Origin of the sequence: Sphingosinicella microcystinivorans, from assembly GCF_027941835.1 — a bacterium.
Classification (GTDB): domain Bacteria; phylum Pseudomonadota; class Alphaproteobacteria; order Sphingomonadales; family Sphingomonadaceae; genus Sphingosinicella.
Window position 1 is genome coordinate 2,054,591 of the sequence record NZ_CP116005.1, and the last position, 13,053, is coordinate 2,067,643.

The window sequence follows — 13,053 nt, forward strand, 5'->3', positions numbered from 1 at the left end:
GCGGCCACCCCGTGGGAGTGCAATGTCCCAAGCACCGTCAGCAGGATGATCCCGGCGGAGCGAAGCCGCCGGGATCAAATACCCCGCTGACAGGTCCGGAACAGATCCTGGCATCAGCTCAGAACGCGAAACGAAGCTCTGCTCCGATGGTGCGCGGCCTCAACGTGTGCACGCGCAGAGCTCCAGTCTGACCAACAAGCAGGCCGGTTCCCACTGCGTCAAGCTGACCGAGGTTATTGTTCAGATTGTCAACAAAGAGCGTCAGCGTATGGTCACCGAACTTGACGCCGCCCCGTAAATTGATCGTGACAAAGTCTTTCAGCGTCTGCCTGGAGGTGGGCTCGAGCACTTCGTCGCGGAATATGACGTCGGCGCGTCCGAATGCGGATTTACCATCTGACAAGGGCGCTTCGTAGGCCACTCCAGCCGAAACCGTCCACGGCGGGGCGAGCGGCAGTCGGTCGCCCTTAAACGCATTGGCCTGCGGCGTATCCTCCGCAACGCGCGCGTGGAGGTAGCCCAGCGAGACGTCGACCGAAAGGCGCTCGGTCGGGCGAAGTGTGGCTGCGAGTTCGAAGCCATCGATCTTTGAACCACCGATATTGGCGCCGAGGTTGAAGCCGCACTGAGGGAGGAACACGTTCTGCTGTTGGTTTTTCCAGTCGATGCGGAATGCTGCCGCGTCAAAGCTGAACGCACCGTTACCAAGGCTACCCTTGGTACCGACCTCATAGTGCCAGAGATTGTCAGATTCGAAGGTTGCCGGCGCACTGTCATAACCAAGTGCCTTAATCTCGGCGTCGCACGATGCCGGGATCGCGACGATGTTGTTTGCGCCACCCCGGCGGAAACCCTTGCTGGCAGAACCGTAGAGGAGCAGATCGTTGCTGGGCTTGTAGGCCAAGGCGAAGCGCGGGTTAATCCCGTCGTCGTTGGCCCTGAGATTGCTCGTGGGCGCTCCGAACAGACCGGCGCGCACATCGGTGTTCTTGTACTTGTTCTTGAAATAGCGCGCACCCGCGGTGAAGGTCAGCTCGCTCGTGATGTTCCAGTCGATCTCGGCGAAAGCGCCGAATTCGCGCGTGGTTGATACCCCGTTCTGATCGACCAGAATATCGCTCGTCGCATAGGGAAAGCCGAGCGCATCGTTGATTGCATCGGCGACACCGGGCGAGTTCCAATAGAACGTGCCGGTCTGACGCGTACGCTGATAGAACAGGCCCGCCTGCCAATCGATCGTGTTCTGGCCAAGCGACGAGAGGCGGAGCTCCTGCGTGAAAACATCACGATCGTTCTTATAGATGTTCAGACTGGGCGTACTCCAGTCCGCCCCGAAACCCGCGAGTGTCGACTTCAGGAAATACGTCAGGTCTTCGATGTTGACGATCTTATACCACGTGCCCGAGGTATTGCTGGTGAGATTGGCAAAGTCCCCGAAGTCATAGTTCACGGACAGCGAGGCATTGTTGAATTCCGCCTCGCTAGGTTCCTTCGCAAATCCGCCGCTGGTGAGAGGTCGGCCGAGAGCGTCGCTGACAGGCACGTCCCAATCCGAGCGAGCGTCCAGCTTGGCCTTTTCGTAGATGTAGCCGGCGGTGATCCGCAGGTTTCCGTCCGGCGAATAAACGAGCGAGGCGCGACCACCGTAGGTTTTCTCGTCGTCCTCGTTCATCACGAGCCCGCCTGCAGGTATGGTGGTCGGATATGCGGCAGGCACATTTTGCGCGCGGGGCAACCGATCGATGACGCCGTTATTAAACACGCCGTAACCCGTAACCCGCAAGGCAAGCTGGTCATCGACGATCGGCACATTTATCGCGGCGTCGCCCCGGTAATTGAACCCGCCACCTTTGGTGTCGGAAAGCTCGATGCCTCCAGTCACTTCGAAGTCGTTCAGATTGGCCTTGCGGGTCTGGACCTTGATGAGACCGCCCATGGCCCGGGCACCGTACAAGGTGCCCTGAGGCCCCTTGAGAACCTCAATTCTCTCGATGTCGAACAGCTTGAGGTTGACGCTACCGACTGGAGTGTCGTCGATATAGAAGCTCACGGGCGGGTCGCTGAGACCGCCGCTCACGCCGCGGATTGAGAGTGTAACACCTTCAGTTCGGCTACTGGTCGGGCCGCGGGTGATGAACGAGAGTCCGGGCACGCGAGTCGCATAATCATCAAAATTTTCCGCGCCGATCGCGGTAAGTTGCTCGCCGCCGAAGACGCTAATGCTGAGCGGAACATCTTTAAGGCGTTCTTCGCGCTTGCGCGCGGTGACTATGATCTCTGACACGTCATACAGATCCGATCCTGCAGCCGACGCGGACCTCTGGGTCGAGGTCGATTCCGATGCCCCGTCCTGAGCACTTGCGGAAGCGCCGAAGCCGATAGCAATCGCACTTGTCGCAATCCACAAAGCAGTCTTGCGACCGATCCAGGGCCGATCCGAACTCCGTTGCACGATAATCTCTCCCTCTCACGCCCATTCCAAGGCGCATTCGAAAAATCCAACTATTGAAACGCTACCGGGATGCCCCCCCTGCCTCGGAAGAACCTGGCGGGAAGCCCGACCAGTGTCATTTCTGGTGTTCAGGACGCATGATTACCGTAGAGGTAGATCATGGCGTCGTTCATTGCCGGCAGGACAACGGACGTGTGCGTATCTCCGTCGTAGATCTTCGAGGCCCAGGTCAGGTCCGCAGACTTATTCCTGTGCAACGCGCTCACCATTCGGTTGTAGTTCCTACCCATGTCCTCATAGAATTCCACGCCCCCGGACATTTCCTTCGATCCGATGGAAAGATACATTTTGGTTGGATGAACCAGTTTTTCCTTCAGGCGCGCGTCGAATTGAGCGACATAGTCGGTCGATGTTGTGAATACGCCGGGGCTTCCGATCCAATATCGATCGAAAAGTTTGGATTGACGCAAGAAGGCGTAGAACGTGAACGTTCCGCCGAAGGAGTCGCCGACAATTCCGGCCGGCCCGTTCGTCGTATTGTATCTTGCGCGAATTAACGGATCCAGCTCGTTTTCAAGGAACTCCAGAAACTTGTCCGCGCCGCCGGGGGTAATCGGGGAGGCCTGCGCCAAGCGCTTTCCGAGCGAAGAAGAAACAGAATCCTTCATCGTGTAGTCTCGGGTCCGAGCGTTTACGGCATCTTCCGGATAATCAACACCCACCAGCAAGACCGGTTTGTATCCTGGGTTGATCAGATCGACGGATTGCAGAATGCAAATTGTGGAAGCGAGCCCCAGAGCAAATGATCCGTCCAGAACATAGACAACGTCGAGCGGCGCACCTTTTGCATCTGAGCGCAAAGGTGGTGACACGCCTCGAAGAGGAGACCCGGATCGGCAAAGGCGGGACCCTGGCGGCGCAGCTGTCGCGGCTCGACCTGATCGTGCTCGACGAGCTCGGTTATCTGCCGTTCGCCCGCTCGGGAGGGCAGTTGCTGTTCCACCTCATCAGCAAGCTTTATGAGCGGACCAGCGTCATCATCACCACGAACCTCGCCTTCGGCGAATGGCCGACCGTGTTCGGCGATCCCAAGATGACCACGGCGCTGCTCGACCGCGTCACCCACCACTGCGATATCGTCGAGACGGGCAACGACAGCTGGCGCTTCAAAAACCGCAGCTGACAGCCACCTTCGGCGCCTTCAAAAATCTATCTTGCGCTGCGCGCGCCTCCGGTCGGGCTACGCCCGCCCTCCGCCGCACGCAGCGCAAGGCCATCTTCAACAAACCAGCATCATATTATCCGAAAAGGGGGTCCCTCTTCGACGCCGATCGGGGGTCCCTTTTGAACGCCGTTTGACACTGTTCTCGTTGCAGCGTCGCCGCATCAGCCCACCATCGCCCATACTGCAAATGGGGTCTGCAACATCGCCGACAGAGACACCGGGGATATCTGTGCACGATTGTCCCAGAAACGGAGACACTCTCGCCTCAGGGCAGAATGACCGCACGCCCAAAGCCCGCAGAACGGCGCCGTCCTCGCCTTGGCTCTAAAGGTAAGCGATTGAATACGCAGGATTTAAAAGTGGGTGGTGCCGCTTGCGTGACTCGAACACGCGACCCCATCATTACGAATGATGTGCTCTACCGGCTGAGCTAAAGCGGCCTGATCCCGGAAACGGCGGTCCCCTTAACAGTGCGCGTGGGTCAAGACAAGCACCAAGCTGCGCGCCGGCTTCAGGCGGCGAGGCTGGTCGTGAAGCTGTGCACGGCCTGCTGGAGCGCGGCGAGCTCGTCGTCGACGCTGCGGAACGAGGTTTCGACCGTGTCCATCTCGGAGGCCATTGCCTCGGTCGTCTGGCGGATGCGGGCGATGGCGTGGGACATGGCGTCGGCGGAAAGCGCGGTTTCGTCGACCGAGCCGCTGATCGTCGTGACCGTGGCGGCCTGGCTGTCCATCGCGGTGCGGATGCTGTCGGCGGAGACGCGCACGCCGTCCACGGTGCGCCGGATCGCGCCGTTGGCGTTCACCGTGTTGCGCGTCGCCTCCTGGATGGCGGCGATCTTGGCGGCGATCTCGTCGGTGGCGCGCGCGGTCTGGCCCGCGAGCGACTTCACCTCGGAGGCGACGACGGCGAAGCCGCGGCCGCTTTCGCCGGCGCGCGCCGCCTCGATCGTGGCGTTGAGCGCGAGGAGGTTGGTCTGGCCGGCGATGTCGCGAATCAGGCTGACGATCGATTCGATCGCCAGCCCGTGGCTTTCGAGCATGGAGACGGTGGTCGCGGCGGCGTCGGCCTGCGCGGTCGCCTCGTTGGCGATGCCGGTGGTAGCATCGACCTCGCGGCGCGTTTCCTCGATCACGCGGATGAGGTTCGCGGCGGTCTCGGCCGCCTGGCGCATCGCGACGGCGGACTGCTCGGCCGCGGACGAGACCTCGGCGGCGCTGCCCAGCATCTCGCGCGTGCGCCGCGCCGCCGCATGGGACCGCTCGCGCAGCGCGCGGCTCTGCGCGCCGGCGCGTTCCACGACGGTGGCGATGTCCTGCCGGAAGCGGTTCGCCTGCTCGCGAAGCAGCGTGTCGACGCGCGCGCGCTCGATGTCGTGGAGCGCGGCGATCAGCACGCTCGTCTCGTAGGAGGCAAGGCGCATCAGCGCCGCCGTGGCGCGCAGCAAGCGGCCGGGCTCGTCGGCAAGCACGACGGTCAGGTGCCGCAGCACCGCCTCGTCGCTCGCCTGATAGCTCGCAAGCACGACATGGTGCGGGATGCCGCGCCGGTCGATGGCGCGCGCGGCGGCGACGAGGCGTTCGCCGAACGCGGCGCCGAACGGGTCGCACCATTTCTCGCGCGCGTAGGCGATGCCCTCGGCGAGCTTGCGGCCCTCGGGGTCGTCGGCGCGGGTGTGGCCGGGCGCGAGGCGGGCGAAGTGGTCGATATAGGTTTGGACGAAGCTGTGGATCCCGGGTTCCACGTGCGGCCAGAACTCGGCGAGCGTCGCGACGAGCGTGCCGTCGGGGTCCACGGCCTGCCGCCGGTCCGCCACGTTGAGCTGCGGTGTCGACGGTGCCGACACGATCACGCCGGCCCCGCCCGATTTCGCCCAGTCCTGAATTGCCCGTGTCACCCGCTGCGCCCCTCGATCACCATGTGCGCGGACGCTAGCCGACAATTGTTAACGAGGCTTTGACCATGCGGCGGACGGGCCCGCGCCGCGCGGCGAAACAGGCTGTTAACCATTATTCAACGGCTTCAGGGGCATGGTTCGCGCCGGTTCAGCCTTGCCGATGAATTGGGTTCGAAAATGAGCGACATGAGCGAAGACTTTCTCGACCTTTCCGAACCGGATTTCGAGGCGCCGCCGATTTTCGCCGACCAGGACGAGCGGCGCATGCACGTGCGCGCCTACAACTACTGGGCGTCGCTGCTGCGCGGCCGCGAGCTGCCGAGCGTGACCGATCTCGATCCGGCGAGCCTCGACGACTTCGGGCCGCACTCCATCCTGCTCGACTTCACCGAGGACCGCGAGAATCCGCGCCTTCGCTACATCGGCGCCCTGCTGCGCGAGGAATGCGGGCTTTCGAGCGCCGACATCGCGCTCGACCGCGTGCCGAGCCGCTCGCTGGTCTCGCGGCTCACCGACCATTTCTTCGAGATCATCGCCAACCGCGCGCCGATCGGCTTCGAAGCCGAGTTCGTGTCGCAGCGCGGCAACAACACGCTGTATCGGGGCATCCTGATGCCGCTCTCGTCGGACGGCGACAGCATTGATTTCATCTACGGCGTCATCAACTGGAAAGAGCTGGCGGGCGCCGAGTTCGAGGCGCAGCTGGCGTTCGAGGCGCACGAGGCCGAGGGCGAGGGCGAGGATGCGGTCATCGCGCAGAAGCCCGAAGCCGCGGTCGTCGAGCTGGAGCCGACCGACCTTGCGGGCCGGCTTGCGGTCGCGCGCGCCAACGCCGCCGCGGTGCACACGGCGGACCAGCGCTCGCGCGCCGCGCTCTACCGCGCGCTCGGCAACGCCTATGATTTCCACCTCGCGTCCGCGGGCGATCCCGAGGGCTTCGCCGCGCTCCTCGCCGAGGCCGGGCTGAAGGCGCAGGCACGCGCGCCGATGACGGCGGTGGCGAAGCTGGTGTTCGGCGCGGACTACGACAAGACGCGGCTCACCGAGTTCGCGTCGGCGCTCGGCGCGGCGGTGCGGGCAGGCGTTCCGGCGGGCGGGTTCATCGCCTTCGTGGTGGGCGCCGAGGGCGGCCTCAAGGGGCTGGTGCAGCGCGAGCGCGCCGCGAAGAATGCGGAGACGGCGAAACCGGCCGCGAAAACCACCGAGACGGTGCGGGAACGGCTGCGCGCGTCGCCGCCGCTCGGGCACCTCGACATCCAGACCGACGAGGAGTTCGTGCTGCTCGTGGCAAAAAAGAGCGATTCGGGCGGAATCGATGTGCTGGAAGCCGTTCCGCACACCGAAAACCTGCTCGAAGTGGCCCTGAAACGCCTCGCCGCGCACTGAACTTGCCTCGGATGAGGCAAAATCGCATAAGGCCATCTCATTCTCTATCCGGAGTATTGAGATGGCGATTGCCGCGGCGACACATGATGCGCCGAAACCCAGAATTTCCCGTAATCTTCTGAAATCACTGGAACAGGCTCTCTTCGATCACGCGCTCCCGGGCGAGACGGAGACTCTGGGCAAGGACGCGGCGAAAGCCATCGTCGAATTCGCGGCGGGCCTGTTCGAGACGCGCGCGCCGGGCACGCCGGCCATCGAGATCGCCTCTTCGGACGGCGAACCGGGCCGCCGCCGCACGTGGATCGGCATCCTCAACGACGACATGCCGTTCCTCGTCGATTCGGTGTCGGCCGCGCTCACCCGCAGCGGCATCGCCATCCACCGGCTGCTTCACCCGATCCTCGCGGTCGAGCGCGACAAGGCCGGAAGGCTTAAGGCGCTGGCCCCGGCGTGGGGCGAGGCGGACGGCGGGCTTCGCGAGTCCTTCATCTATATCGAGGCCGACCGGGTCGGCGCGCGCGGCCGCACCGCGCTTGCCGAGGACCTCGCGCGCGTGCTCGCCGAGGTGCGCGTCGCGGTCGAGGACTGGCGCGCGATGCTCGCCCGGCTCGGCGACGCGCGGGTCGAACTCGGCCGTTCGTCGATCCCGGTTCCCGCCGACGAGGTGATGGAGGCGAAGGGCTTCCTCGATTGGCTCGGGCAGGACAATTTCACGCTGCTCGGCGCCTGCGATTACGAATTCGGCCGCGCGCTCACCGATCCGAAGGTCGAGCCGAAGCCGGGCGAGGGCCTCGGCCTGCTGCGTGACCCGGCGTTCCCGCTGTGGCGCGGCGCCGAGGGTTTCGAGGTGCTGCCGCCCGCGCTGCGCACCTATATGGCGACGCCGAACCCGCTGCTCATCACCAAGGCGAACACCGTGTCCTCGGTGCACCGCAGCGCCTTTTACGACGTCGTCAGCGTCAAGCGCTACAACGACAAGGGCAAGGTGATCGGCGAACGCCGCTTCGCGGGCCTGTTCACGTCCGCGGCGCTCGCGGCCTCGCCGAAGTCGATCCCGATCGTGCGCCGCAAGGTGGAGCGCGTCGAGGCCGCGCTCGGCTTCGATCCGCGCAGCCACACCGGCAAGGCGCTCGCGCACATCATCGACACGTTCCCGCGCGAGGACCTGTTCCTCGTCGATGCCGATCGGCTGTCCGACATGGCGCTCGGGATGCTGTCGCTGCTCGAACGGCCGCGCCCGAAGCTGTTCACGCGGCTCGACCCGTTCGGGCGTTTCGTGTCGGTGATCGTCTACGTGCCGCGCGACGCCTATCACAGCGGCATCCGCGAGCGCGTCGGCGCGATGCTGGAGGATGCGTTCCAGGCGCGGCTTTCGCGCTATGACGTGGAACTGCGCGCCGAGGGGCTCGCGCGCGTGCAATATTACCTCGGTACCACGCCGGGGCAGGTGCCGGCGGTCGACGAGGCCGCGCTCGATGCGCGGCTGACCTCGCTGGTGCGCGGGTGGGAGGAAGCACTGGAAACCGCGCTTGCCGAACGCGCCGGGGCGACCCGCGCGGCGCGCCTCGCGCTCAGCCACGGCCGCAGCTTCACCGCGTCCTACCGCGAGCAGTTCAGCGCCGACGATGCCGCCGAGGACGTGATACGCCTCACCGCGCTCGAAACCGGCGACGACCGCGACGTATTCATCTACCGCCGCCCGGGCGACGCGGAGAACCGGCTGCGCATCAAGATCTACCGGCTCGGCGAGATCATCCCGCTCTCCGAGGTGGTCCCGGCGCTCGAGAACTTCGGCTTCCGGGTGATCGAGGAGTACCCGTTCGACCTCGCGGGCGGGCGGCTCGGCTGGATCCATGATTTCATGGTGGAAAGCGGCCGCGGCGAGGCCATCGACATGGCGTTCGTGAAGGAGCGCGCCGAACCGGCGCTCCGCGCCGTGCTGAAGGGCGAGCAGGAAAACGACGTGTTCAACGCGCTCGTCGTCGGCGCGGGCCTGCCGATCGGCAATGTCGTCTGGCTGCGGGCCTATTTCCGCTACATGCGGCAGACCGGCGTCTCCTACAGCCAGCAGACGGTGGTCGATGCGCTGCGCGCGCACGGCGCGATCACGGCGGCGCTCGTCGACCTGTTCCGCGCCCGCCACGCGCCGGGCCTCAAGGCGCGCGACGCGGCCGTCGCCGAGGCGCGCGCGCGGATTGACGGCGGCCTCGCCGATGTGTCCGCGATCGACGAGGACCGCATCATCAGCCTCTACCGCGACATCGTCTCGGCGACGCTGCGCACCAATGCGTTCGTGAACGGCGATTCCGGGGCCGGGCCGGAGGCGCTGGCGTTCAAGCTCGATTCCCATGCGGTGCCGGGCCTGCCGCCGCCCGTGCCGTACCGCGAGATCTGGGTCTATTCCCCACGCGTCGAGGGCATCCACCTGCGCGGCGGCCGCATCGCGCGCGGCGGCCTGCGCTGGTCGGACCGCCGCGACGATTTCCGCACCGAGGTGCTCGGCCTCGTCAAGGCGCAGATGGTGAAGAACGCGGTGATCGTTCCCACCGGCTCCAAGGGCGGCTTCTATCCCAAGCAGCTGCCGCCGGTATCGAATCGCGAGGCGTGGCTTGCGGAAGGGCAGGAGTCCTATCGCATCTACATCCGCGCGCTCCTGTCGGTGACGGACAACATCGTGGACGGCAAGGACGTGCCGCCCGCTGGCGTCGTCTGCCACGACGCGCCCGATCCGTATCTGGTCGTCGCGGCCGACAAGGGCACGGCAAGCTTCTCCGACATCGCCAACGCGATCAGCGTCGATCACGGCTTCTGGCTCGGCGACGCGTTCGCGAGCGGCGGCGCCAACGGATACGACCACAAGGCGATGGGCATCACCGCGCGCGGTGCGTGGATTTCCGTGCAGCGGCATTTCCATGAGCTCGGCATCGACGTGCAGAAGGACCCGATCCGGGTGATCGGCGTCGGCGACATGTCGGGCGACGTGTTCGGCAACGGTATGCTGCTGTCGAAGGCGCTGAAGGTGGTCGCGGCGTTCGATCACCGCCACATCTTCCTCGACCCCGATCCCGATCCGGCGAAAAGCTGGAAGGAGCGCGACCGGCTGTTCAGGCTGCCGCGCTCGTCGTGGGAAGACTATGACAAGAAACTGATTTCGAAGGGCGGCGGCGTCTTCCCGCGCAGCCAGAAGTCGATCGCGCTCACCCCCGAGGTGCAGGCGATGCTGGACGTGGACGCGAAAACGCTTTCGCCGAACGAGTTGATGCGCGCGATCCTGAAGAGCCGCGCCGACCTCTGCTGGTTCGGCGGGATCGGCACCTATGTGAAGGCGGCGACGGAATCGAACGCCGACGTCGGCGACCGCGCCAACGACGCCGTCCGCGTCAATGCCGAGGAAATGCGCGTGCGCGCGATCGGCGAGGGCGCGAACCTCGGCGTCACGCAGCAGGGGCGCATCGCCTTCGCGCGCGTGCGCGGCCGCATCAACACCGACTTCATCGACAATTCGGCGGGCGTCGATTGCTCGGACAACGAGGTCAACATCAAGATCGCGCTGCAACCCGCGCTCGCTTCCGGCAAGATGAGCATGGCGGCGCGCAACACGCTGCTCGAATCGATGACGGACGACGTCGCCCAGCTCGTGCTGCGCGACAACGTGATGCAGACGCAGGCCATTTCCGTGGCTGAGACCGGCGGCAGCGGCGCGCTGCCCGCTTACCAGCGCGTCATCCAGCTTCTGGAGGCGAGCGGCCGGCTCGACCGCATCGTCGAGAACCTGCCGACCGACGAGCAGCTCACGCAGCGCGCGCTCGGCGGCGGTGGGCTGGAACGGCCCGAGCTCGCCGTGCTGCTCGCCTATGCGAAGATGACGCTCTACGACACCATCGTCGAAAGCCCGCTGCCGGATGATCCGCTGCTCGTGCACGACCTCGAGATGGCGTTCCCGCCCGCCGTGCTGAAGGCGTTCAAGGCGGGCGTGACCGGTCACCGGCTGCGCCGCGAGATCATCGCCACCAAGCTTGCGAACCAGATCGTCAACCGCGGCGGCATCACGCTCGCCTTCGAGCTTTCGGAGGAGCAGGGCACCAGCCTCGCGCACGTCGCCTCCGCCTTCGTGATGGCGCGCGAGCTGTTCGACCTGCGCGACCTCTGGCGCACGATCGACGCGGCCGCGGTCGACGCGCGCACGCACATCATGCTGCACGCGAAGTCGATCCGCGGTCTCCGCACGCAGATGGCGGACGCGCTGCGCGCCTCGGCGCCGGGCGACCAGCCCTCCCAGTGCATCGCGGCATGGAAGCCCGGCATCCAGCGGCTCGCGAAGCAGCTCGACAAGCTGCTGAGGCCCGAGCCGCGCGCGCAGGTCGAGCGGCTGCGGCAGGAACTGCTGCAGGGCGGCGCGCCTGGCGACATCACCGAGCGTCTGGTGGCGCTGGAAGCCCTCGACGGGTCGATCGGCAACGCCAAGCTCGCGGCCGAGCTCGGCGTCACCGAACGCGCGATCGCCGATGCCTACACGCGCGTCGGCGAGACGCTGGGGCTCGACTGGGCGAAGGGCGTCACCGCCCAGCTTTCTCCCTCCGACCCGTGGGAGCGGCTGCTCGTCGCAGGCCTGCTGCGCGATTTCGAGCAGCTGCGCATCGACCTCATCAAGCGCCAGACGAAGACGGGCGGCGATCCGGTGAAGGCGATCGAGGCGTGGAGCGCGGCCAATCCGGTCGTCATCGAGCGCATGGCGGACGCGGCGGCGCGGGCGCGCAAGTCGGGCGTTGTCACCACCGCGATGCTGGCGCACCTCGGCAGCCAGGCGCGGGCGCTGCTCGTCAGCTGATCCCTGCCGGCGGCCGCGCGCGCGAAAAGTTCAGGCACTGTTCACGCCGCGCGGCGTTGGGTAAGGGTGTGGAATGCCGTTCACCTGCGGACGGCGGCGGAAAGGAACGCGATGATTCGTCTGGCTCTGGTTGCGGCGATTGGAATGGCGAGCGCGATGGCGTCCGGTACGGCGCTGGCGCAGGCCGCCCAGACGGACAGCAATCCGGCCGAGTCCAAACCGCCGGTGACGAACAGCGGCGTCCTGAAGCGCGTGCCGCTCGACGACTGGATGCCGGAGAAGTGTCCGAATCCCGAGCGTCGCGGCGAGATCGTCGTGTGCGGCCGCCCCGACGAGGAGCCCGCCGTCGAAACGCCGCCCGAGCCGGGCGAGCCGGGAACCGACGTGCCGAGCGAGCGGCTGAAGCTGACCGAGCCGGGCAATGTCGCGCCGAGCAGCGCGTGCAGCGCCGTCGGCCCCGCGGGCGACGTCGGTTGCAGCCGTAACGAATACGAGCAGTGGCGCCGCGAGCGTCAGCTCCAGAAGGCGCGCGAGAAGGTTCCGAAGCCGAAGTAGGCGGCCGGTCTTTTAGAAATCCAGCTTGTCGTAGTGCGCGGGCGGCGCGAGCCCGTCCATGCGTTCTGAGAGGAGCGCGCGGAACGTGGGCCGCGACTTGATCGCGGAATACCACTGCTTCGCCGTCGCGTGGCCGTGCCAGTCGAGCGCGGAGAGATAGTCCACCACCGACAGGTGCGCCGCCGCGGCGAGATCGGCGAGGCCGAACGTCGTGCCGGACAGCCAGCGGCGGTGATCGAGCAGGTACTCGATGTAGCCGAGGTGATGTTCGAGGTTGCGGCCCGCCGTGCGGAGCGCGCCGCCGTCCGGCGCGGCGCGCTGCACGATGCGCTTGTACATGCGCTCGGCGAGCAGCATGTGGCCCACTTCCGCGTAGAATTTCTGGTCGAACCACGCGCACAGGCGGCGCACCTCGGCGCGGTCGGCGGCGCTCGCGCCGAGCAGCGGCATACGCTCGATGGTTTCCTCGAAATATTCGCAGATCGCCGTGCTGTCGACGAGCGCGGCGCCGCGGTCGCCGATCAGCACCGGGGTCTGCCCGGCGGGGTTCAGGTCGACGAATTCATCGCGCCGCATCCACGGCAGTTCGTGGACGAGCTCGACCTCGACGCCCTTTTCGGCAAGCGCGAGACGGACTTTGCGCGAGAACGGGCAGAGCGGATATTGGTAGAGGCGCCACATGATGAGCCCCGGTGATACGGGGAAGCCCG

Annotated in this window: 7 protein-coding genes, 1 tRNA gene and 1 pseudogene; 4 read left to right on the plus strand and 5 right to left on the minus strand. The window is 65.9% G+C overall.

Annotation, left to right across the window (positions count from 1 at the left end; translation table 11 throughout):
• Positions 1-118: 118 nt before the first annotated feature.
• Positions 119-2,452, minus strand: coding sequence for a TonB-dependent receptor (locus PE061_RS10040; RefSeq protein WP_271258942.1), 2,334 nt, complete (start codon positions 2,450-2,452; stop codon positions 119-121).
• Positions 2,453-2,580: 128 nt separating this feature from the next.
• Entirely contained in the window at positions 2,581-3,312 is a 732-nt protein-coding gene (locus tag PE061_RS10045; RefSeq protein WP_271258943.1) for an alpha/beta hydrolase, read from the minus strand.
• Between the two features lie 2 nt (positions 3,313-3,314).
• On the opposite strand from PE061_RS10045, the pseudogene PE061_RS10050 reads away from it, so the two are divergent.
• Positions 3,315-3,635: pseudogene (locus PE061_RS10050) on the plus strand (ATP-binding protein); the annotation flags it as partial.
• Between the two features lie 406 nt (positions 3,636-4,041).
• Here PE061_RS10050 and PE061_RS10055 read toward each other — a convergent pair.
• Together PE061_RS10055 and PE061_RS10060 are read right to left on the minus strand one after the other, a co-directional pair.
• Positions 4,042-4,117: transfer RNA gene (locus tag PE061_RS10055), tRNA-Thr, on the minus strand.
• A 71-nt stretch (positions 4,118-4,188) separates the two neighbouring features.
• Complete coding sequence (locus tag PE061_RS10060) at positions 4,189-5,574, minus strand: methyl-accepting chemotaxis protein (protein WP_271258944.1); 1,386 nt, start codon at positions 5,572-5,574, stop codon at positions 4,189-4,191.
• 186 nt (positions 5,575-5,760) lie between these two features.
• Here PE061_RS10060 and PE061_RS10065 point away from each other — a divergent pair, with 186 nt between their 5' ends.
• The 3 genes from PE061_RS10065 to PE061_RS10075 all read left to right on the plus strand — a co-directional run bounded on the left by PE061_RS10065 (position 5,761) and on the right by PE061_RS10075 (position 12,343).
• Positions 5,761-6,960 carry a hypothetical protein gene (locus tag PE061_RS10065; RefSeq protein ID WP_271258945.1) on the plus strand — a complete coding sequence of 400 codons (1,200 nt, stop codon included), beginning with the start codon at positions 5,761-5,763 and terminating at the stop codon, positions 6,958-6,960.
• Positions 6,961-7,021: 61 nt separating this feature from the next.
• Positions 7,022-11,788, plus strand: coding sequence for an NAD-glutamate dehydrogenase (locus tag PE061_RS10070; RefSeq protein ID WP_271258946.1), 4,767 nt, complete (start codon positions 7,022-7,024; stop codon positions 11,786-11,788).
• Positions 11,789-11,899: 111 nt separating this feature from the next.
• A complete protein-coding gene (locus PE061_RS10075) occupies positions 11,900-12,343 on the plus strand; it encodes a hypothetical protein (RefSeq protein WP_271258947.1) in 444 nt (147 codons plus the stop codon).
• 12 nt (positions 12,344-12,355) lie between these two features.
• Here PE061_RS10075 and PE061_RS10080 read toward each other — a convergent pair whose 3' ends face one another.
• Positions 12,356-13,024 (minus strand): glutathione S-transferase family protein, encoded by a 669-nt coding sequence (locus PE061_RS10080; protein ID WP_271258948.1) that lies wholly within the window; start codon positions 13,022-13,024, stop codon positions 12,356-12,358.
• Positions 13,025-13,053 lie beyond the last annotated feature (29 nt).